General features: G+C 67.0%; 17 protein-coding genes and 2 tRNA genes. 9 read left to right on the plus strand and 10 right to left on the minus strand.

The window, feature by feature from the left end; genetic code table 11:
* Window positions 1-3 precede the first annotated feature (3 nt).
* Entirely contained in the window at window positions 4-909 is a 906-nt protein-coding gene (locus tag G4D77_RS08840) for a PP2C family protein-serine/threonine phosphatase (protein WP_016450314.1), read from the minus strand.
* Window positions 906-1937 carry a serine/threonine protein kinase gene (locus G4D77_RS08845; protein ID WP_016450313.1) on the minus strand — a complete coding sequence of 344 codons (1032 nt, stop codon included), beginning with the start codon at window positions 1935-1937 and terminating at the stop codon, window positions 906-908. Before G4D77_RS08845 ends, G4D77_RS08840 begins: the two co-directional genes overlap by 4 nt.
* 89 nt (window positions 1938-2026) lie before the next feature.
* Here G4D77_RS08845 and G4D77_RS08850 point away from each other — a divergent pair, with 89 nt between their 5' ends.
* The 4 genes from G4D77_RS08850 (at window position 2027) to G4D77_RS08865 (ending at window position 6185) form a co-directional block, all read left to right on the plus strand.
* A complete protein-coding gene (locus G4D77_RS08850) occupies window positions 2027-2920 on the plus strand; it encodes a YicC/YloC family endoribonuclease (protein ID WP_017407182.1) in 894 nt (297 codons plus the stop codon).
* Window positions 2921-2964: 44 nt separating this feature from the next.
* The gene (gene gmk, locus G4D77_RS08855) at window positions 2965-3594 is read left to right on the plus strand and encodes a guanylate kinase (protein WP_016450311.1); all 630 of its coding nucleotides are present in this window, start codon (window positions 2965-2967) and stop codon (window positions 3592-3594) included.
* An 18-nt stretch (window positions 3595-3612) separates the two neighbouring features.
* A complete protein-coding gene (rpoZ, locus tag G4D77_RS08860; RefSeq protein WP_016450310.1) occupies window positions 3613-3816 on the plus strand; it encodes a DNA-directed RNA polymerase subunit omega in 204 nt (67 codons plus the stop codon).
* Window positions 3817-3917: 101 nt separating this feature from the next.
* Window positions 3918-6185: a RelA/SpoT family protein gene (locus G4D77_RS08865; RefSeq protein WP_016450309.1), complete on the plus strand. Its 2268-nt coding sequence runs from the start codon at window positions 3918-3920 to the stop codon at window positions 6183-6185.
* A gap of 30 nt (window positions 6186-6215) precedes the next feature.
* Here the strand turns inward: G4D77_RS08865 and G4D77_RS08870 are convergent, their stop codons facing one another.
* On the minus strand, window positions 6216-7079 hold the full coding sequence (locus tag G4D77_RS08870) for an NAD-dependent protein deacetylase (RefSeq protein ID WP_154835223.1): 864 nt from the start codon (window positions 7077-7079) through the stop codon (window positions 6216-6218).
* An 88-nt stretch (window positions 7080-7167) separates the two neighbouring features.
* On the opposite strand from G4D77_RS08870, the gene G4D77_RS08875 reads away from it, so the two are divergent.
* The gene (locus tag G4D77_RS08875; RefSeq protein ID WP_154835225.1) at window positions 7168-8553 is read left to right on the plus strand and encodes a lytic murein transglycosylase; all 1386 of its coding nucleotides are present in this window, start codon (window positions 7168-7170) and stop codon (window positions 8551-8553) included.
* Between the two features lie 4 nt (window positions 8554-8557).
* On the opposite strand, the gene greB is transcribed toward G4D77_RS08875, so the two are convergent.
* The 3 genes from greB to G4D77_RS08890 all read right to left on the minus strand — a co-directional run bounded on the left by greB (window position 8558) and on the right by G4D77_RS08890 (window position 9564).
* Window positions 8558-9124: a transcription elongation factor GreB gene (greB, locus tag G4D77_RS08880; protein ID WP_016450306.1), complete on the minus strand. Its 567-nt coding sequence runs from the start codon at window positions 9122-9124 to the stop codon at window positions 8558-8560.
* Window positions 9125-9241: 117 nt separating this feature from the next.
* Window positions 9242-9318, minus strand: a tRNA-Arg gene (locus G4D77_RS08885).
* Between the two features lie 169 nt (window positions 9319-9487).
* Window positions 9488-9564: transfer RNA gene (locus G4D77_RS08890), tRNA-Arg, on the minus strand.
* A gap of 183 nt (window positions 9565-9747) precedes the next feature.
* On the opposite strand from G4D77_RS08890, the gene pdxR reads away from it, so the two are divergent.
* Window positions 9748-11277: a MocR-like pyridoxine biosynthesis transcription factor PdxR gene (pdxR, locus tag G4D77_RS08895; RefSeq protein ID WP_154835227.1), complete on the plus strand. Its 1530-nt coding sequence runs from the start codon at window positions 9748-9750 to the stop codon at window positions 11275-11277.
* A gap of 47 nt (window positions 11278-11324) precedes the next feature.
* Here pdxR and G4D77_RS08900 read toward each other — a convergent pair whose 3' ends face one another.
* Entirely contained in the window at window positions 11325-12767 is a 1443-nt protein-coding gene (locus G4D77_RS08900) for an amino acid permease (RefSeq protein WP_016450754.1), read from the minus strand.
* Window positions 12768-12891: 124 nt separating this feature from the next.
* The gene (locus G4D77_RS08905) at window positions 12892-13290 is read right to left on the minus strand and encodes a nuclear transport factor 2 family protein (protein WP_016450755.1); all 399 of its coding nucleotides are present in this window, start codon (window positions 13288-13290) and stop codon (window positions 12892-12894) included.
* A 334-nt stretch (window positions 13291-13624) separates the two neighbouring features.
* On the opposite strand from G4D77_RS08905, the gene G4D77_RS08910 reads away from it, so the two are divergent.
* Window positions 13625-15046 carry an NAD(P)/FAD-dependent oxidoreductase gene (locus G4D77_RS08910; protein WP_016454802.1) on the plus strand — a complete coding sequence of 474 codons (1422 nt, stop codon included), beginning with the start codon at window positions 13625-13627 and terminating at the stop codon, window positions 15044-15046.
* Between the two features lie 80 nt (window positions 15047-15126).
* Here G4D77_RS08910 and G4D77_RS08915 read toward each other — a convergent pair whose 3' ends face one another.
* Both G4D77_RS08915 and G4D77_RS08920 read right to left on the minus strand, forming a co-directional pair.
* Entirely contained in the window at window positions 15127-15528 is a 402-nt protein-coding gene (locus G4D77_RS08915) for a group II truncated hemoglobin (RefSeq protein ID WP_016450756.1), read from the minus strand.
* 39 nt (window positions 15529-15567) lie between these two features.
* A complete protein-coding gene (locus G4D77_RS08920; RefSeq protein ID WP_250134267.1) occupies window positions 15568-17049 on the minus strand; it encodes an MFS transporter in 1482 nt (493 codons plus the stop codon).
* Between the two features lie 238 nt (window positions 17050-17287).
* On the opposite strand from G4D77_RS08920, the gene G4D77_RS08925 reads away from it, so the two are divergent.
* Window positions 17288-18169 carry a LysR family transcriptional regulator gene (locus tag G4D77_RS08925; RefSeq protein ID WP_154835229.1) on the plus strand — a complete coding sequence of 294 codons (882 nt, stop codon included), beginning with the start codon at window positions 17288-17290 and terminating at the stop codon, window positions 18167-18169.
* 273 nt (window positions 18170-18442) lie between these two features.
* A complete protein-coding gene (locus G4D77_RS08930) occupies window positions 18443-19630 on the plus strand; it encodes an IS481 family transposase (RefSeq protein ID WP_012202818.1) in 1188 nt (395 codons plus the stop codon).
* Window positions 19631-19807 lie beyond the last annotated feature (177 nt).

A 19807-nucleotide genomic window follows, 5' to 3' on the forward strand; every position in this document is an offset into this window, starting at 1 on the left:
CGGTCAGCGCTTGAACTGGCGCTCGGCCGAGCGGCGTATCGCTTCGTTGATCTCGGCGATGGAGCGCTCGATGGCCGCGTCGTCGAGCTCATCTTCCAGGTCTTCGATTGCCCCGCCCTGGATCGTGGATTCAAACGCGTCGTTCTCGATGTCCTGGGTGGAGATGCCCATGGTGGACTCGAAGGCGTCTGGCGTCTCCCACTCCATGGCAATGGCCGTGACGTTGTCGCTGGCATCGCCCGCATTGCGCAGCGCCGTATCGACCAGCTGGGGAATGGCCTGGGACACGGTGCGGCCGTGCAGGGTGCGCAGCAGGTGCCCTTCGTCCACGCTGCCCCACAGGCCGTCGGAGCACAGCAGCAGCTTGTCGCCCTGCTCCAGCCGGCGCGGCTCGGTCACGTCGTAGATGGGCTTGGACGGAGAGCCCAGGCAGGTGAACAGCACGTTGCGGCTCGATGTCTTGAGCTGGGCCGCGATCTCGCCCATCTCCAGATAGGAGTGATCGCGCGTGCGCACCAGCAGCTCGCCGCCGCGCACCAGGTACAGGCGCGAGTCGCCGCAATGGATCCAGGTGATCTTGCCCTTCTGGATGACGGCGGCGACCAGCGTGGTGCGCGGCGTGTCGATCATTCCCTTGGCGCTGGCATAGCGCAGGATCTGCCGGTGCGCGTGCAGCAGCGCATCGACCAGAAAGCCCTGCGGATCTTCGAGCAGCGGCTTGGCCTGGCGCTGGAAATGCACGGACATCACCTGCAGCGCCAGCTGCGCGGCGACCTCGCCTTCGGGATGGCCGCCCATGCCGTCGGCCAGCACGAAGAGCACGGCTTCCCGCGTGTAGCAGTAACCCATGCGGTCTTCATTGAGCGCACGGCCGCCGCGGCGGCTCAGCTGGAATACCGAAAACCTCATGGCTTGCGCTCCTGGCCCACGGCTGGCAGGCCCGCTGCGCCGCTGATCTTTTGCATGTTCTTCTTGGCGTCGGTCACCAGCGTGTCCAGCTGCAGGCGCATGCGCTCGGAGACGCTGAGCTTGGTGTAGCGACGCTCGCCTTCGCGGCTCAACTCCTTTTGCAGCGCAAAAACCGACTGCGGACGCGATCCCGGGTCCACGGCCATGCACCACTCGACCACCTCGATGAGATTGTCCGAATACACGCCGCGCAGCTTGGTCAGCGCCAGCGTGAGCCGGTCCTTGTCCTGGCGCTGCGGCGCCTCGTTGGGCGGAAATCCCTGCATGCAGGCATAGATGCAGGCGCCGATGGCGTAGATGTCGGTCCAGGGCCCCAGCGATGCGTCGCGGCGGTACATCTCGGGCGCGGCAAAGCCCGGCGTGTACATGGGGCGGATGAAGTTGCCTTCCTTGGACAGCACCTCGCGCGCCGCGCCGAAGTCGATCATCACGGCACGGTCGTCATTGGTGATGAAGATGTTGGCCGGCTTGATGTCCAGGTGCAGCATCTTGTGCTGGTGCACGATGCGCAGGCCGCGCAGCACCTCATCGAACAGCGAGCGAATGGTCGATTCGCGGAACACCTTCTCGGCCTTGAGCTCGCGCGCGGTGACGACGAAGTCCTGCAGGGTGGCACCCTCCAGGTAGTTCATCACCATGTAGACGGTTTCGTTCTCGCGAAAGAAATTGAGCACGCTGACCACGGAAGCGTGCGAGATCTGCGCCAGTGAACGCCCTTCCTCGAAGAAGCTCTTGAGGCCCAGGCGGTACAGCGAAAGTTTTTCGGGCGCCACGGCGGGCTGCAGCTCTCCGGGGGCACGGGTGGCCAGCGAGGCGGGCAGGTATTCCTTGATCGCCACCTGCTTGCCCTCTGCATCCAAGGCCAGGTAAACGACGCCGAAACCGCCGGAAGCAAGCCTGCGCACCACCCGATAGCCGCCGATCGTGCTGCCTGGCGGCAATGGCGCCGGCTTGATCTTGGAAGACATTTTTCTCCGGTGAGTCTCAGGGATGGGGCGAAACCCGGATAATCGGGCAATTGCAAGCATCCATCAAAAGTCCAATGCCAGTTTACAGCATGACCGGATACGCCAGTGCCCAGCACGGCGCGTCCGAAGAAGATGGTGGAGCGTCGGGCCGCAACAGCCGGCTCGGTCTGGAGATCCGCTCGGTCAACAGCCGCTTCCTGGATCTTTCGTTCCGCCTGCCCGACGAACTGCGCGCGCATGAGCCAGCCTTGCGGGCCCTTTTGACCGCCCGCCTCAAGCGCGGCAAGGTCGAGGTGCGCGCCGCCATCGACAACGACGACGGCAACTCCCTGCCCGACCCCTCCACCGCCATGCTGCAGCGCCTGGCCATGCTCCAGGACACTGTCCAGTCCTGGCTGCCCGACGCCCGCAGCCTGTCCGTCTCCGACGCCCTGCGCCTGGCCAGCGGCAGCGGCAACTCGGCCGTTGACTGGAGCAGCGTGCTGCCCACGCTGGCAGAGCAGGCCCTGACCGAACTGCTGGAGGCCCGCGCCCGCGAAGGCAAGCGCCTGGCCACCATGCTGCTGGACCGCATCGCGCAGCTGCGCAAGCTCGCGGCAGATGCCACGCCCCTGGTGCCCCAGCTCGTGGAGCAGCAGCGCCTGCGCTTCATGGAGCGCTGGAAGGAAGCGATGGCCCTGGCCGAAGGCGCCGTGGCGCCCGAAGCCGCCCAGGACCGCGCCCTGACCGAGGCCACCGCCTTTGCCATCCGCATCGACGTGGCCGAGGAAGTCACCCGCCTGGACTCGCACCTGGACGAGATCCAGAGCCTGCTCAAGAAGGGCGGCGAGATCGGCAAGCGCCTGGACTTCCTGATCCAGGAACTGCACCGCGAAGCCAATACGCTGGGCTCCAAGTCCGCCACGCTGGAGCTGACCCGCATCAGCGTGGACATGAAGGTGCTGATCGAGCAGATGCGCGAGCAGGTGCAGAACATCGAATAAGCCCAACACAGATGCCCATGCGTGAACACACTGCGCAAAATTCCATGGATTACCCCGGAAACCTCTTTGTCGTCTCGGCCCCCAGCGGGGCCGGCAAGTCCAGCCTGGTGCGCGCGCTGCGCGAGTTCGATGCGCGCGTCTCCCCTTCCGTCTCCCACACCACGCGCGCGCCGCGTGGCCAGGAAAAGCACGGCCGCGAGTACTACTTCGTCTCCGACCAGGAGTTCGACGCCATGGTGTCGAACAACGCCTTCGTCGAATGGGCGAACGTGCACAGCCGCCGCTACGGCACGGCCAAGAAGGCGCTGGAAGAGCGCATCCAGGTCGGCACCGACGTGCTGCTGGAGATCGACTACCAGGGCGCACTGCAGGTCAAGCAAGCGTTTCCGAACGCCGTGCTGATCTTCATCCTGCCGCCCAGCTGGGACGAGCTGCGTGCCCGCCTGGAAAACCGGGGCGAGGACGCGCCCGAGGTGATCGAGCTGCGCCTGAAGAACGCGGCCGAGGAGATGGCCCAGGTGGCGAAATTCGACTTCGTTATAATCAACGAATTGTTCGAGAGCGCACTGTTTGATCTCAAGACGATCATCCACGCACAGCGCCTCAAGTATGCGGCTCAGCGCAGCCGCCGCGCAGAGACCTTCGAGTCTCTCAATATTTCTGAACCCAACTGACGTTTCCCGGAGATCCTGATGGCACGCATCACTGTTGAAGACTGCCTGGAGCAGATCCCTAACCGCTTCCAGCTCGTGTTGGCCGCCACTTACCGCGCACGCATGCTGAGCCAGGGTCACACGCCCAAGATCGAAACCAAGAACAAGCCCGGCGTCACCGCGCTGCGCGAGATCGCCGAAGGCAAGGTCGGCATCGAGATGCTGAAGAAGGTTCCGGGCTGATTTGCTGCAAAGCAACACAATGGCCCCACAAAGAGCACCGCACAGCGGTGCTTTTTTTACATGAAGCCTGCACAAACCAGCATGCACGCTACATTTAAGTCATGAAAGCGGCCTTGACTTCGTTCACAGCCCCCTCTGATCCCGTACCGCCACCCCGGCCCGAGCGCATGTCTGCAGAGCAGGCAACCGCCGTGTCGGCCAATGCCTTTGCCGGACTGATGGAGCACCTGGGATACCTGGATGCCACCAGCATCGAGCAGGTGCGCGAAGCCTATGCCTTCGCCGACCAGGCCCACAGCGACCAGTGGCGCAGCAGCGGCGAACCCTATATCACCCATCCCATCGCGGTCACGGCGCTGTGCGCGAGCTGGAAGCTCGACGCCCCGGCCCTGATGGCCGCGCTGCTGCACGATGCGATGGAAGACTGCGGCGTCACCAAGGCCGATCTCGCCCAGCGCTTCGGCCAGGACGTGGCCGAGCTGGTCGACGGCCTCACGAAGCTGGACAAGCTGCAGTTCAACACGCGCGAAGAGAACCAGGCGGAATCCTTCCGCAAGATGCTGCTGGCCATGGCGCGCGATGTGCGCGTAATCCTGATCAAGCTGGCCGACCGCACCCACAACATGCGCACCATGGGCGACATGCCGCGCAGCAAGTGGGGCCGCATCTCGTCGGAAACGCTGGAGATCTACGCACCCATCGCCCACCGCCTGGGGCTGAACCAGACCTACCGCGAGCTGCAGGACCTGGCCTTCCGCCATCTGCATCCCTGGCGCTACGCCACGCTGGAAAAAGCCATCGCCCGCTCGCGCAAGCGACGCCGCGACCTGGTCCAGCGCGTGCAGGACGAGGTCAATGCCGAGTTTGCCGGCGCGGGGCTGCAGGCCCGCCTTGCCGGCCGTGAAAGCACGCTGTATTCGCTCTATCTGCGCATGGAGAAGAACCAGCTGAGCTTTGCCAAGGTGACGGACATCTACGGCTTTCGCATCATCTTGCCGCGCGTGATCGATTGCTACACGGCGCTGGGCGTGCTGCACCAGATGTACAAGCCCATGCCGGGCCGCTTCAAGGACTACATCGCCATTGCCAAGAACAATGGCTACCAGTCGCTGCACACCACGCTGGTGGGCCCCTCGGGCGTGAACATCGAGTTCCAGATCCGCACCGAGGAAATGCACATCGTCGCCGAGGCCGGCGTGGCCGCCCATTGGCTCTACAAGGCCCAGCCCGGCCACGATTCCGAGCAGCTGGGCACGCAGTGGCTCCAATCGCTGCTGGACATCCAGAACGAGACGCGCGATGCCGCCGAGTTCTGGGACCACGTCAAGGTGGACCTGTTCCCCGACGCCGTCTACGTGTTCACGCCCAAGAGCGAGATCATGGCCATGCCGCGCGGTGCCACCGTGGTGGACTTCGCCTATGCGATCCACAGCAAGGTCGGCAACCACATGACCGCCGCGCGCATCAACAACGAGGAAGTGCCGCTGCGCACCGAACTCAAGAGCGGCGACGTGGTGCAGATCGTCACCTCCGAAGACGCCACGCCCAACCCGGCCTGGCTGGGCTTCGTCAAGACCGGCCGCGCGCGCTCCAAGATCCGCCATTACCTGAAGTCGGCCGCGCAAAGCGAATCGGCACGCCTGGGCGAGAACCTGCTGGCCCAGGCCATGCGCGCCGAAGGCATGGACGCCGTGCCGCCGGCCGATGAAGCCAACCAGGCGCTGTGGGACGAAGTGCTGCGCATGGCAGGCAGCCGCAGCCGCGCCGACCTGATGGTGGACATCGGCATGGGCCGGCGCATTGCATCGCTGGTGGCCTCGCGCCTGACGGCGCTGATGGCGCGCCACGGCCACCGGCCCGACGCCCTGCTGCTCACGCGCGAACGCTTCAATGCCAGCAACCGGCCCTTCCAGGGCGCCGTGCTGCTGGACGGCTCCAACCAGGGCTCCATCCACTACGCGCAGTGCTGCCGGCCCGTGCCGGGCGACGCCATCGTGGGCTATCTGGGCAGCGGCGAAGGCCTGATCGTGCACCACGCGCAGTGCAAGATCGCACAGCGCCTGCAGGAAAAGGACAGCGACCGCTTCATTGTCGTGGAATGGGCAGATGACATCGATGCCGCGCGCCTTTTCGAGGCCCGCATCGTCGTCACCGTCAACAACGGCAAGGGCGTGCTCGCCCGCGTGGCAGCCGAGCTGGCCGGCGCCGAGGTGGACATCCTGCGCGTGGACATGGCCGACGAGGCCGCCATGAGCACCACGGACCTGTGCTTCGTGATCTCGGTGCACGACAACCAGCAGGTGGAGTCCGCGCTGCGCAACCTGCGCCGCGTGCATTCGGTGGTGCGCGCATCGCGCGTCATCCCCTGATGAACACTGCCCCGCTCCTGCGGGGCTTTTTCATTGCGCCAGGTCCTGGGCCAGCTGCTGCAGAAACGGGCCGCAGTCCTGCTCGATCTTGAGGGCCAGCAAATCCTCGGAGCGCATGCGGCCCTGGTTGATGGCGGCCACCGGCTTGCCCTGGGCCACGGCCTCATGCGCGAAGCGCAGGCCTGAATACACCATCAGCGAAGAACCGGCGACCAGCAGCCCGCCGGCCTGCTGCAGCATGGCGCGCACGGCCTGCACCCGCTGGCTGGGCACGCCTTCCCCGTAGAACACCACATCGGGCTTGAGCACGCCGCCGCAGTGCGGGCAGGCCGGCACGTCGAAGCGGCTGAAGTCGCGCCCCTCCAGGTCGGCATCGCCGTCGGGCGCGGCCTGGGCGCTCAGGCCGGCCCAGCCGGGGTTGCGCTCCAGCAGCATGGCCTGCAGCGCGGCGCGCTCCATGCCGGCGCCACAACCCATGCAGCGCACGGCGGCAATGCGGCCGTGCAGGTCGATGACACCCTCGCTGCCTGCCGCCGTATGCAGGCCATCCACGTTCTGGGTGACCAGGCCGGCCATCCATCCGCGCTGCTGCAGCAGCGCCAGCGCCTCATGGGCCGGGCCGGGCCGGGCCTGCGCCATCACGGGCCAGCCCAGCAGGCTGCGCGCCCAATAGCGCTGGCGCGTGGCATGGCTGCCCATGAAGGCCTGCAGCGTCACGGGCTGGGGCCGCTTCCACTGCCCCGCCGCATCGCGGTAGTCCGGAATGCCCGAGCCTGTGCTGCAACCTGCGCCCGTCAGCACCAGCCAGCGCTGGCCAGGGCGCAGCAGGGCACGCAGCGCCTGCGCGGCATCCTGCACAGGCGGGGACAGGGAGGGCGATGGTGCAGCAGTCATGGGAGCACAGCATAGCGATCCATGGATGGCTTGGCGCGGAAACACCGTGTTGCATTCAGCGCCAGGGCGCAGCGGAGACAATGGCTGCATGCCCCACGCACATGCCACCGCCCCCGTCCCCAGCAACGCCAACGGCCCCCACATGCTGACCCGCGCCGGACTGGCCACCGCCCTGACTGCCGCTCTGCTGGCCGGCTGCGCCTCCCGACCTGCGCCCACGCCGGTGCCAGCGCCAGCTTCCGCTGCGGCAAACTCCACGGCTGCGGCCGCCCCTGCCGCGGCGGCACAGGCCGGCCCGGCCGCAGCGCCTGCTGCCGAGGCAAGCGGCGCGCAAGAGGCGTCCCAGCAGGCCGAGGCCGCCAGCTTCGAGGCCTGGAAGCGGGACTTTGCGCGCAAGGCGCTGGAGGCCGGCATCTCCGCCAAGACCGTGAGCAGCGCGCTGGAGCCGGCCCGGCTGCAGCGGCGCGCGGTGCAGCTGGACCGCTCGCAGCCCGAATTCACGCGCACGCCCTGGCAGTACCTGGACAGCGCCGTATCCGCCCAGCGCATTGCCCAGGGCCGCGCCAAGCTGCGCGAAGCGGCTGCACCGCTGCAGTCGGCCAGCCAGCGCTATGGCGTGCCGGCCGAGGTGATCGCCGCCATCTGGGGCATGGAAAGCAATTTCGGCGGCAACTTCGGCAACTTCCCCACGGTCGATGCGCTGGCCACGCTGGCCTTTGACGGCCGGCGCGCCGCCTGGGCGCAAAAGGAGCTGCTTGCAGCCCTGCGCATCATCGACAACGGCGATATCGATGCGGCCCACATGATCGGCTCCTGGGCGGGGGCCATGGGCCACACGCAATTCCTGCCCTCCGTGTTCCTGGCCTATGCGGTGGATGCCGATGGCGATGGCCGCCGCGACATCTGGGGCAGCCTGCCCGATGTGACGGCCTCCACGGCGAACTACCTGGCCCATTCGGGCTGGAAGACGGGCGAGCCCTGGGGCGTGGAAGTGCGCCTGCCGGCAGGCTTTGACCATGCACGCGCCGAGACCAGCGTGCGCCAGGACAGCGCGCAATGGGCGGCCGAGGGCGTGCAGGCCGTGGACGGCTCCGCCCTGCCCGCCATGGCCGATGCCAGCGTGATCGCACCGGCCGGCGCGCGTGGCCCGGCCTTCATGGTGGGCGCCAACTTCCGCACCATCCTGCGCTACAACAACTCCGTGAATTACGCATTGGGCGTGGGCCTGCTGTCGCAGCAACTGGCCGGCGGCCCGGGCGTGCAGGCGGCCTGGCCACGCGATCTGGCACCGCTGTCGCGCGAGCAGTTGCGCGCCTTGCAGGCCGCGCTCAACGAACGGGGATTTTCAGCCGGCACGGCCGATGGCGTGATGGGCCCGGCCACGCGCGCGGGCCTGCGCCAGTTCCAGCAAAGCCAGGGCCTGGTGGCCGACGGCTATCCCACGCTGGAGCTGCTGCAGAAACTGCAGCCCTGAACGCTCACCCGGCGGCGCTGCCCGGCTCCGGGTAGGTGACGTCCAGCACTTCCAGCGTGCGCACACCTGCGGGGGTGGGCAGGGCCACCTCGTCGCCCACACGGGCCTTGAGCAGGGCGCGCGAGACGGGTGCGATCCAGCTGACCTGCTGGCGTGCGCTGTCGGCCTCGTCGATGCCCATGATGGTGATGGTGCGCTCCTCGCCTTCGTCATCGACGTAGGTGACGGTGGCGCCGAAGTAGATCTGCTCGCTGCCGGCATGCACGGAGGGATCGACCACCTCGGCGATCTCCAGCCGCTTGGTCAGGAAGCGGATGCGCCGGTCGATCTCGCGCAGGCGCTTCTTGCCGTACAGATAGTCGCCGTTCTCGGAGCGGTCTCCATTGCTGGCCGCCCAGTGCACGATCTCCACGATGCGCGGGCGCTCGTTGTCGATCAGGTCCAGCAGCTCGCCCTTGAGCCGCGCGAAGCCCTGGGGCGTGATGTAGTTCTTGCCGCCCGGCGGCAAGGGCGGCAGGCCGACTTCATCATCGTCGTCGCCGTCGGATTCCTTGGTGAAAGCCTTGCTCATAGGGAGCCGATCTTCACACAGATCACCGCAGCAGGCGAAGACGCCGAACAAACCTCGACACCAACTGGGCACAAACGAAAAAGCCTCAGAACTTTGCAGTTCTGAGGCTTGTCGTTTTGGTGCGGCTGGCAGGAATCGAACCCACGACCCCTTGGTTCGTAGCCAAGTACTCTATCCAGCTGAGCTACAGCCGCCAAGCTTCGAATTATAGCGTGCTTTTTGAACGCCTACGGAAAACCATGAAAATATCGAAAAATAACCGTTGACCAGCGCCTGAACCATGGCCACGGCCTCTGTGCGGGCCTGTGCGGGCGCCTGAAACGAAAAAGCCTCAGAACTTTGCAGTTCTGAGGCTTGTCGTTTTGGTGCGGCTGGCAGGAATCGAACCCACGACCCCTTGGTTCGTAGCCAAGTACTCTATCCAGCTGAGCTACAGCCGCCAAGACAACGATTGTATATCAATTTCTGGCCTCTCCGCAAAAATTGCAACCATCGCAAACTCCGGGCCCCGTGGCGCACCGCGCTGGCCTATATTGGCCGGTCGCGGATGCAGGCCCTGCCCTGCACCTGCGCGGGAGACAAACACAGCGAGCGGCCCGCCGCAGCGGCGGAAACGACAAGACATGACAGACAAGCGCGCGGCCACGCAGCCGCAACCGCCCGAGGGCGCCATGTGGGGGCAGCTGTTTCGCCGCAGCGCCCGCCCCTCCCTGAGCCTGCAGGGCCAGATCCGCGAGATGCTGGTCGATGCCATCCTCTCGGGCATCCTCGCACCCGGCGAATCCATTCCCTCCAGCCGCGAGCTGGCGCGCCACCTGGGCGTGGCACGCATCACCGTGGTGCTGGCCTACCAGCAGCTGGCCGAGGAAGCCTTTTTGCTGAGCCGCCAGCGCAAGGGCCACTTCATCCATCCCGACGTACTCAAGGGGCGCACGCCGGGCGGCGCTGCGGCCAGCAGCCCCCCTGGCGAAGGCCGCCGCACCGACTGGTCGCGGCGCCTGTGGCTGCTGCCCAGCCAGCAGCGCAGCATCGTCAAGGAAGAGGACTGGCAGCGCTACCCTTATCCCTTCCTGTACGGCCAGTTCGACAAGGAGCTGTTTCCCACGGCCGCCTGGCGCGAATGCTGCCTCAAGGCCCTGGGCGTGCTGGACATACGCCAGTGGGCGCCCGACCAGATCGCGCGCGACGACGAGATGCTGATCCAGCAGGTGCAGACCAAGATCCTGCCCAGGCGCGGCGTCTGGGCCTCGGCCGACGAGCTGATCATCACCGTGGGTGCGCAGCACGCCCTCTACATGGTGGCCGACCTGCTGATGCGCGAGGGCACGGCCGTGGGCATCGAGGAGCCCGGCTACCCCGACGCGCGCAACATCTTCAGCAGCCGCACCTCCCAGGTCATCCCGCTGCCGGTGGACGGCCAGGGCCTGCCGGTCACGCCGCTGCTGCGCCAGCTGGACTACCTCTACGTGACGCCCAGCCACCAGTGCCCCACGGGCGTGACCATGCCGCTGGCCCGGCGCGAGGCGCTGCTGGAGATGGCCGAGGCGCACGACATCATCCTCATCGAGGACGACTACGAGAGCGAGAGCAGCTTCGACGGCCAGCCCATCCCGGCACTCAAGAGCCTGGACCGCAGCAACCGCGTGATCTACGTGGGCAGCCTGTCCAAGAGCCTGGCGCCGGGCCTGCGCGTGGGCTACATCGTGGCGGCGCCCGAGCTGATCCGCGAGCTGCGCGCACTGCGCCGGCTCATGATCCGCCACCCCGCCACCTTCGTGCAGCGCACGCTGGCCATGTTCATCTCCCTGGGCCACTACGAGGCCCAGCAGCGGCGCCTGGCCCAGGCGCAGAAGGAGCGGCACGCGGCGCTGACGGCCGCCATGGCCGAGCATGCGCCCGGCTGCCGCATCACGCCCGTGCGCGGCGGCGGCTCGTGCTGGGTGCAACTGCCCGACCACATTCCTGTCGAAGCCCTGGCGCAGCGCGCCGCAGCGCACGGCGTGCTCATCGAGCCCGGCGATGTGTTCTTCGCCCGCCCGGGCACGCCCGGCAGCTACATGCGCATGGGCTACCAATCCATACCCGCCAACGACATCGGCCAGGGCGTGAAGGCCCTGGCCGATGCGATCCGTGAGGAGCAGCCCGAGAAGTAACGCCAGGAATGGCCGGGACCGGCCCTGCCGGTCCCGTCGCCCCTGGGTCAATACTTCTGCGGCTCGGGCCGCGCAGCCTCGGACAGCGATGTCACCACGGGCGCCACGCCGCGCTGCAGGAACTGCCGCACGGCGTAGGCCAGCAGCAAAATGCACAGGCTGGCCACGCCCAGCGCCAGCGGCGTGCGCTGCTCGGGGATGAAGGCCATGGCGATGACGATGGACAGCATGCCGAAGATGGCGAACCAGGTCAGGTACGGATAGCACCACATGCGCACCTTGAGCTGGTGGGGCGCCTCGCGCTCCAGCCGGGCGCGCAGGCGCAGCTGCGAGATGGCGATCAGGATGTAGACGAAGATCGCCACCGTGCCGTAGGAGTTGACCAGGAAGGCAAACACCTTGTCGGGCGACACATAGGACATCACCACGGCGCCGTAGCCGAACAGCGTGGCCACCAGGATGGCCCGCGTGGGCACGCCATTGCGGCTGACCTTGGCCAGCGCCTGGGGCGCGTCGCCGCGCCGCGTCAGCGCGAACAGCATGCGAGATGACGCATACAGCCCCGAGTTCAGCGCCGACAGCACGGCCGTCAGCACGATGGCATTCATGATCTGCGCGGCGGCCGGCACGCCCATGGTGTTGAGCGCGCTGACATACGGCGTGGCAATGCCGCCCGCATTCCAGGGCACCAGGCAGGCCACCAGGAAGATGGAGCCCACATAGAACACCAGCACGCGCGTGATCACCGAGTTGGTCGCCTTGGCCACGGCCTTCTGCGGCTCGGCCGTCTCGGCGGCGGCAATGGTCACGATCTCGGCGCCGAAGTAAAAGCCCGTGGCCGCCACCGCCCCGGTCAGCACGGGCACGATGCCGTTGGGCATGAAGCCGCCGTTGCCGGTGAGGTTGCCGAAGTGCATGCCCTGCGAGGCGGGCGTCAGGCCCAGCACGTAGACGCCGGCCACGAACAGGAAGACCACGATGGCCGCCACCTTGATGGAGGCGAACCAGAACTCGAACTCGCCAAAGGACTTGACCGACACCAGGTTGGTCAGCGTCAGCATCACCAGCAGCACCAGGCTGATGCTCCAGTTGGGCACATCGGGCAGCCAGTAGCGCACCAGGTCGGCTCCGGCCACGGCCTCCAGCGCCACGACGATGACCCAGAAGTACCAGTACATCCAGCCCGTCAGAAAGCCTGCCAGCCGGCCCACGCCGGGGCGGTCACGCCAGGCCTCGCGCGCAAACTCGTAGAACGAGCCTCCCCCGGGCATGGAGCAGGCCAGCTCGCCCAGCATGCGCATGACCAGGACCACGAGCAGGCCCGTGATGAGGAAGGAAAGAATCGCGGCCGGCCCGGCCGACTTGATGACGACGCCGCTGCCCACGAACAGCCCGGCACCGATGACGCCACCGAGGGCGATCATGGTCATGTGGCGTTCCTTGAGCCCGTGCGAAAGCCCCGGTGAAGAGGCGTGCTGATTTCCGATCATGTCTTGTCTCCTGTTTTATTCAGGCGCCACGGCTGATGCTCTGTTGTGGTGGCTGCGCAGGTGCGCGCCTTGCCGTGGCGTATCCGGTGTTCCCGGTGGCACGGGGCCGCAAGGCCCCGCGCCGTCAGGCGGCCGCCACCGGCGGGCGGTCCTTGCGGAAGGCGTTCTTCACGGCGATCTTTCCGTCCTTGAAGGTGAAGACATCCACCATGCGCGCTTCCACGCGCAGGCCGTCGGCCTTGGTGCCCTTGAAGGTGCTCTCGGACACGCCACGGTCGCCCTGCACGAAGTGGTCTCCATCGAGCCAGGCCGCATCGGGAAAGGCCTGCCAGGCCATCTGGAAGCCCTCGCGCACGGCCTGGCGGCCGATGAAGCTGCGGCCCATGAGGTCGGGGCCGGCCACGGCGTGGAACTCGCATTCATCGGCCATGAAGTCCATCAGGGCCTCGATGTCGTGGCGGTTCCAGGCCTCGGCGAAGCGGGCCAGGAACTGTGCGTCGGGAGGGTTGGTGTCTGCGCTCATGCTGTCTCCTTGTCTGTGGTGGGTCCCACGGCGCCGGGCCCGGGCAGGGCCGCCGCGCCGCGTCATCGAAATGTCGATGGGCCATGGTAGGTAGCAGGCACACGGACCCGTTAGAACCAGATGCCATCAATCGTTAGGTCCAGGCGCGCGCACCGGCCGCCGCTGGCTCTATCGAAAGCTGGGCTGTGGCGCTAACTGGCTCCATGGCCTGCTGGCTATGCTGATTCCATCGTCGGTGCACCGCCTTGCAGGGCTCGCCGGCACTGGCCCCATTCCACCGAATCCATAGCAAAAAGCGGCAGATCCCAAGCCGCCGCACCAGGAGACATCCGCCATGAAAGCCGAGGACATCCGCCCCAGCCACCTGCGTCCCTACGACCCTCAGTACGACCCGCTGGTGGCTGCCAACCCGGGCCACGGCACGGGCTATGCGCCCACTTACTGGGTCGGCACGGCGGGACGCCCGCCAGACGATGACGGCCCGGTCACCGGCGACATGGACGTGGACGTGGCCATCGTCGGCTCGGGCTTCACGGGCCTGGCCACGGCCCTGTTCCTGGCGCGCGAGCACGGCATCCGCGCCGTGGTGCTGGACGCCAACCAGACCGCCTGGGGCTGCACCAGCCGCAATGGCGGCCAGGGGCAGAACGCCAGCGGGCGCCTGTACCGCTCGCAGTGGATCGCACGCTGGGGCAAGGACGTGGCGCTCAAGCTCGACGCCGAGATCCGCGAGGGCTTCCAGACCTTCAAGGACCTGGTGGCCGAATTCCCCGAGTGCGAGCCCCAGCCCGGCGGCCACCTCTACATCGCCCACCGCGAAAAGAAGCTCGATTTCCTGCGCAACGAGACCCAGATCATGCGCGAGGTCTTCGGCTACGACGCCCGCATGCTCAGCCCCGAGGAGCTGCGCCGCGACTATGTGAACGATGCCGACAGCCATGGCGCCATGCACGAGCCCGACGGCATCGGCGTGCACCCGCTCAAGCTGGCCTTCGGCTACCTGCGCAAGGCGCGGGAGCTGGGCGTCAAGGTGCACCCGGCCAGCCCGGTGCTGGGCGTCGAGACGCGCAACGGCGTGCACCACCTGCGCACGCCCGGCGGCACCGTGCGGGCGCGCGCCGTGGGCTTTGCCACGGGCGGCTACACCAGCAACGCCCTGCATGGCAGCCTGCGCTCCAAGATCATGCCCATCCTCTCGAACTCGCTGGTCACGCGGCCGCTGACCGAGCAGGAGCTGGAGGCCACCGGCTTCAAGACCACCCAGGTCATCACCGACACGCGCACGCTGCGCTTTTACTACCGCCGCCTGCCCGACAACCGCGTGCAGATCGGCAGCCGCAGCGCCGTCACGGGTGCCGATGCGCCCAACCCCATCCACATGGCCAAACTGGTGGACGGCCTGCACCGCAAGTTCCCGGCGCTCAAGGGCATCACCATCGACTACTCCTGGTGGGGCTGGGTCGATGTGAGCCACGACATGATGCCGCGCGTCTTCCAGCCCGACCCGGGCCAGAGCATCTTCTACGCCGTGGGCTATGGCGGCAACGGCGTCTCCTTCTCGGCCCACGCGGGCCGTCGCATGGCCGAGCGCATCGCAGGCCGCCAGAGCAAGACCTTCGAGCTGCCCATCTACAACTCGGAGCTGGAGTATCCGAACGTCTTCAACATGGTGCGTTCGCCCGCGTTTGCGCCGTTTCGCCGGTTGGGGCAGCGGTTCCTGTACCACTGGTACTACATGCGCGACGAGAAGCTCTGACACCGGCTCCGATTGCTGCTTGGGCCGGCCTCCCGCAGGGGCCGGCCCTTTTTTTCAGCAGCGCCGGGGGCAGCCACCTGCTACCGGTTCCGCATCCAGTCGGCCGTGTTCATGAAGCTGGCCTTGAGGCGCACGCGCAACTCCTCGGGCACGCCGGTCTCGCCCATGGCCTGGTCCATGCAGGCCACCCACTGGTCGCGTTCCAGGATGCCGATGGAAAACGGCATGTGGCGCATGCGCAGGCGCGGATGGCCGAAGCGTTCCTGGTAATGGTCAGGGCCGCCCAGCCAGCCGCACAGGAACCAGAACAGCTTCTGGCGCGCGTCGGCCAGCGTGCTGCCATGGGCGGCACGCAGTTCGGCATAGCCGGGCTCCAGGTCCATCAGATCGTAGAAACGGTCCACCAGGGCCTGCACCCTGGGCTCGCCGCCGATCCATTCATAGGGGGTCTGGGGCGCGTTGTTCTGGGATTCCTCGGACATGACTGGAAGCGGCTGGCGGCTGAGTGAAACCCGCGATTGTCAGGCATGTGCCATGTCCGTGCTTGCGTGCGTGCCGGCCCGCAAGAAGGCATACACGCCCAGCGCCGTCAGCACGGTGATGCCGGCCAGCACATCGAGCAAGGTGGAAAAGGCCTGGCCATACGCGGCCAGCACGGCCGATGCAGGCAGGCCGGGCAGCAGCGACAGCGCGCCGGCGAGATCACCCGTCACCAGCAACTGCGCGGCCGGGCCGGTGGCCGCCAGCGCCTGCGGCGCCAGTGGGGCAGCCAGTGCCGACAGCCGCCATGACAGCAGTGCCGCCAGGCCCGCGCCCACCAGCGCCAGCGCCATGCCCTCGCCCGCCACGCGCACCGTGCTGAAAATGCCTGTGGCCATGCCGGCGCGCTCGCTGGGCACCACGCTCACGGCCAGGCCATCCATCAAACCCCAGGGCAGCCCGATGCCCAGGCCGATCAGCAGCAGCGGAGGCGCCATCTGCGCAAAGGCCGTGCCCGGCGCGCACCCGCCCAGCCACAGCAGGCCCGCCGCGCACACCAGCAACCCCGCCAGGCACAGCAGCGCGGCCGAAACCCAGCGCGTGAGCCAGCCCGCCAGCAACGGCACGAACAGCATGGGCAGGGACAGCACAAACATCAGCTGCCCCGCCTGCAGCGGCCCCATGCCCTCCACGCCGATGAAGCGCACCGGCAGCAGCACCAGCAGCACCACGAAGGCATAGGCCGGCGCACCCGCCAGCAACTGCACGCCCACGAAACGCGGATAGCGAAACAGCGACAGGTCCAGCATGGGCTGCCCCGTGCGCTGCTGCACGCGCCGCTCCACGCCCACAAAGGCCGCCAGCGCCAGCGCGGCACCGGCCAGCGGCAGCAGCGCCGCCCCGCTGGACCAGCCCGCCTCCGGCCCCTGCAGCACGCCCCAGGTCAGCAGCGCCAGGGCTGCGGTGAACAGCAGCGCACCGGCCCGGTCCAGCCGCTGCGCCTGCGGATTGCGCGACTCAGGCATGCAGCGCAGTCCCAGCACCAGCGCGGCCAGCGCCACGGCGGCCACGCAAAGCACCACGCCGCGCCAGCCCGCCACGCCCAGCAACCAGCCCGACAGCAACGGACCGAAGGCCAGGCCCACGCCGAACGACGTGCCCACGCCACTGAAGGCACGCATGCGCGCCGTCCCGTCGAACACCTGGGCCAGCGCCGCCGTGCCGCCCGCCAGCGCGGCCGCCGCGCCCAGGCCCTGCAGCGCACGCAGCAGGTTGAACACGACAATGGCCCCCTGCCCGCCCAGGCAGGCCTGGGCCAGCGCACTGGCCAGCACCACGCCCAGCCCGGTCAGGAAAACGCGCCGCCGCCCGTGCAGATCGGCCAGCGCGCCAGCCGCCATCAGCGTGGCGCCAAAGCTCAGCATGAAGGCATTCGTCACCCAGTTGAGCGCCAACGGCCCGCCGCCCAGCGCCTCGCGCAGCGCAGACAGGGCCACGGCCGGTCCGGTAAAGCTCAGGGGCATCGCCAGCGCCGCAAGGCAGACCGACAACAGCACCCAGACCGGGGACGCATGCGGTCGCGCTGTACCGTGGAGCGCACCCGGTGCGCGGGAAGAAGTCAGGCAGGAGGACATGGTTGGCAAGGCTTTCGCAATTTCCCGGCCGCACATGGCCAGGCATGCATGAACGATAAAAGCGCTGCAATGCCGTGAAAATAGGCGCCAGACTCCCCACACTCCCAACCCCAGGTTGGCAATCGACATGGACAGCTTCAGCGGACTCGAATCCTTTGTGCGTGCAGCCGACCTGCTGAGCTTTGCCGAGGCCGGGCGCGCCCTGGGCATCTCGGCCTCGGCCGTCGGCAAGAACGTGGCGCGGCTGGAAAAGCAACTGGGCCTGCGCCTGTTCCAGCGCACCACGCGCCAGGTGCGGCTCACACAGGAAGGCGCGCTGTTCCATGAGCGCTGCCGCCGCATCCTGGATGAACTGCACGATGCGCGCGCCACCATGCAGGCCGCCGCCGAGGCGCCGCGCGGACGGCTGCGCGTGAGCCTGCCCACCATCGGCTACCGCTTCCTGCTGCCTGTGCTGCCCGAGTTCCAGGCCCTGTACCCGGAGGTTGACCTGGACCTGGACTTCAACGACCACCTGGTGGACGTGGTCGAGGCCGGCCTGGACGTGGTCATCCGCAGCGGCGAACTGGCCGACTCGCGCCTGGTCGCGCGCCGGCTGGGGCCGTTCCGCTTCATCCTGGCCGGCTCGCCCGCCTACTTGGCGGCACGGGGCATACCGCAATCCCCCGCCGAACTGGCACAGCACAGCTGCCTGCGCTACCGCTTCCTGAGCAGCGGCAAGCTGGAGGAATGGGTGCTGCCCGGCATGCCGCCCCACCTGCCCGCCGCCCTGATCTGCAACAACATGGAAGCCATGCTGGGCGCGGCCGTGGCGGGCATGGGGCTGGCCTATATGCCGGACTTCCTGGCGCGGGATGCACTGGGGCGTGGCGAACTGCAGCGGGTGCTGGCGGAGGACCTGACGCACACGGGGCAGTTTTCGGCGCTGTGGGCGTCGAGCCGGCAGTTGTCGCCTAAGGTGAGGGCGTTTGTGGATTTTGTGGGGGAGAGGCTGTTCAAGGAGTCTTGAACGGGGCCGTCCCCTGCTGTTGCTCGTTTCTGCCCCTGGTGTTGCTCGTTTCTGCCCCTGGTGTTGCTCGTTTCTGCCCCTGCCGGGTGGTTGTTTTTCGAGGCCGGGTCTCGGCCCGGCGGCCGACTGCCCTTTCTTGATTCGCCAAGAAAGGTCAGATCAAAGAAGGCGACCGGTACGACTCACGCTCATAGGTGACACATCAGTACAAGGACATGGGTAACAGATCCAAGCTTGGCAGCTGGAGCCAACAGCAGCCAAGGAGCGATCACCATGCCCTGGAAGGAGTGCGCACCCATGGACGAGAAACTGCTCTTCATAGCCGACCACCTGCGCGGTGGTGCGCCGCTGAGCGAGCTGTGCAGGCGCTACGGCATCAGCCGCAAGACGGCCTACAAGTGGGTTGAGCGTTACCGCCAACTGGGCATGGATGGATTGCAAGAACGCAGTCGCAGGCCCCACGGGAACAATCAGGCGATCAGCTATGCACAGCGCCGGGCCATCATTGAGCTGCGCACGCAGCAAAGGTCACAGATGGGGCCCAAGAAGCTGCACGCTTTGCTCCTGCAGCGCTGGGGCCCACAGGAGACACCCAGCAAAACCACCATCTACAACGTGCTGAAGGCTGAGGGGCTTGTTTGCAGCAGGCGTGTACGCAGACGCTCGGTGCCTACGGCCCAGCCCTTGCGAACGAGCAAGCAGCCCAATGGGGTGTGGAGTGCAGACTACAAAGGCCAGTTCAAGACAGCCGATGGTCACTGGTGCTATCCATTGACCATCATGGACCACGCCAGCCGTTATTTGCTGGCCGTGCATGTCTACGACAGCCCCAACTACGAGGATGCCAAACGCAGCTTCGAACAGGTGTTTCGGCAATACGGACTGCCCGAGCGCATACGCAGTGACAACGGTCCGCCGTTCGCGACTACTGGCGTGGCGGGCCTGTCACGCCTGGCGATATGGTGGATAAGGCTGGGCATCAGGCCGGAGCGCATCGAGAGGGGCAAGCCACAGCAAAACGGTCGCCACGAGCGGATGCACCGCACGCTCAAGCATGCCCTGGGCAAAGAGCCTGCGGCGGACAAAGCGGCATTGCAGATGCAGCTCGATGCCTTTGTGGAGCACTACAACCAGCAGCGCCCGCATGAGGCCTTGCAGCAAAGCATGCCGGCCCAGCATTACAGCGACTCGACCAGGCCATACCCCTCAAAGCTACCCGAGCTGCAGTACCCGAAGCATTGGGAAAGGGTTCGGGTCAGCCACAACGGCTTGATCTACTGGCGAGCGCTGCGGGTCTACATAGGCTACCTGCTGGCGGGGCAGTGGATCGGGATGCAGGAGGTGGCCGCTGGCCAGTGGGATGTGTATCTGGGGCCGGTGCGACTGGGCTGCTTCAACGAAGAGGATGTGCGAGGACCCCAGAAGGACTATGTGAGCTTGAAGTGTTACCCATGTCTGTGAGCTGAGTTGTTACCCATGTCCTTGACACGTACAACCCGAATGTCCGCGACCCTCCGCTTCGCTGCGGGCAACCTGCGTCGTGGCAGTTGCGGGGTTCGCCGTGAAACTCTCTTCGCGCTGCGCGCTACGTTCAAACATCACGGCGAGTCAGATCACGAAGCAGTCCTGTCCTTCGGC

The sequence above is a fragment of the Delftia sp. WY8 genome (genome assembly GCF_018437695.1).
Taxonomy (GTDB): domain Bacteria; phylum Pseudomonadota; class Gammaproteobacteria; order Burkholderiales; family Burkholderiaceae_C; genus Comamonas; species Comamonas tsuruhatensis.

Bases quoted from the DNA above. Each gene is read 5' to 3' on its own strand.
- G4D77_RS08920 (WP_250134267.1), bottom strand. From the start codon at position 17,049: ATGCCCCTGAGCTTTACCGGACCGGCCGTGGCCCTGTCTGCGCTGCGC.
- gmk (WP_016450311.1), top strand. From the start codon at position 2,965: ATGGATTACCCCGGAAACCTCTTTGTCGTCTCGGCCCCCAGCGGGGCC.
- pdxR (WP_154835227.1), top strand. From the start codon at position 9,748: ATGACAGACAAGCGCGCGGCCACGCAGCCGCAACCGCCCGAGGGCGCC.
- rpoZ (WP_016450310.1), top strand. From the start codon at position 3,613: ATGGCACGCATCACTGTTGAAGACTGCCTGGAGCAGATCCCTAACCGC.
- G4D77_RS08865 (WP_016450309.1), top strand. From the start codon at position 3,918: ATGAAAGCGGCCTTGACTTCGTTCACAGCCCCCTCTGATCCCGTACCG.
- G4D77_RS08905 (WP_016450755.1), bottom strand. From the start codon at position 13,290: ATGAGCGCAGACACCAACCCTCCCGACGCACAGTTCCTGGCCCGCTTC.
- G4D77_RS08845 (WP_016450313.1), bottom strand. From the start codon at position 1,937: ATGTCTTCCAAGATCAAGCCGGCGCCATTGCCGCCAGGCAGCACGATC.
- greB (WP_016450306.1), bottom strand. From the start codon at position 9,124: ATGAGCAAGGCTTTCACCAAGGAATCCGACGGCGACGACGATGATGAA.
- G4D77_RS08910 (WP_016454802.1), top strand. From the start codon at position 13,625: ATGAAAGCCGAGGACATCCGCCCCAGCCACCTGCGTCCCTACGACCCT.
- G4D77_RS08925 (WP_154835229.1), top strand. From the start codon at position 17,288: ATGGACAGCTTCAGCGGACTCGAATCCTTTGTGCGTGCAGCCGACCTG.
- G4D77_RS08875 (WP_154835225.1), top strand. From the start codon at position 7,168: ATGCCCCACGCACATGCCACCGCCCCCGTCCCCAGCAACGCCAACGGC.
- G4D77_RS08915 (WP_016450756.1), bottom strand. From the start codon at position 15,528: ATGTCCGAGGAATCCCAGAACAACGCGCCCCAGACCCCCTATGAATGG.
- G4D77_RS08900 (WP_016450754.1), bottom strand. From the start codon at position 12,767: ATGATCGGAAATCAGCACGCCTCTTCACCGGGGCTTTCGCACGGGCTC.
- G4D77_RS08840 (WP_016450314.1), bottom strand. From the start codon at position 909: ATGAGGTTTTCGGTATTCCAGCTGAGCCGCCGCGGCGGCCGTGCGCTC.
- G4D77_RS08930 (WP_012202818.1), top strand. From the start codon at position 18,443: ATGCCCTGGAAGGAGTGCGCACCCATGGACGAGAAACTGCTCTTCATA.
- G4D77_RS08850 (WP_017407182.1), top strand. From the start codon at position 2,027: ATGACCGGATACGCCAGTGCCCAGCACGGCGCGTCCGAAGAAGATGGT.
- G4D77_RS08870 (WP_154835223.1), bottom strand. From the start codon at position 7,079: ATGACTGCTGCACCATCGCCCTCCCTGTCCCCGCCTGTGCAGGATGCC.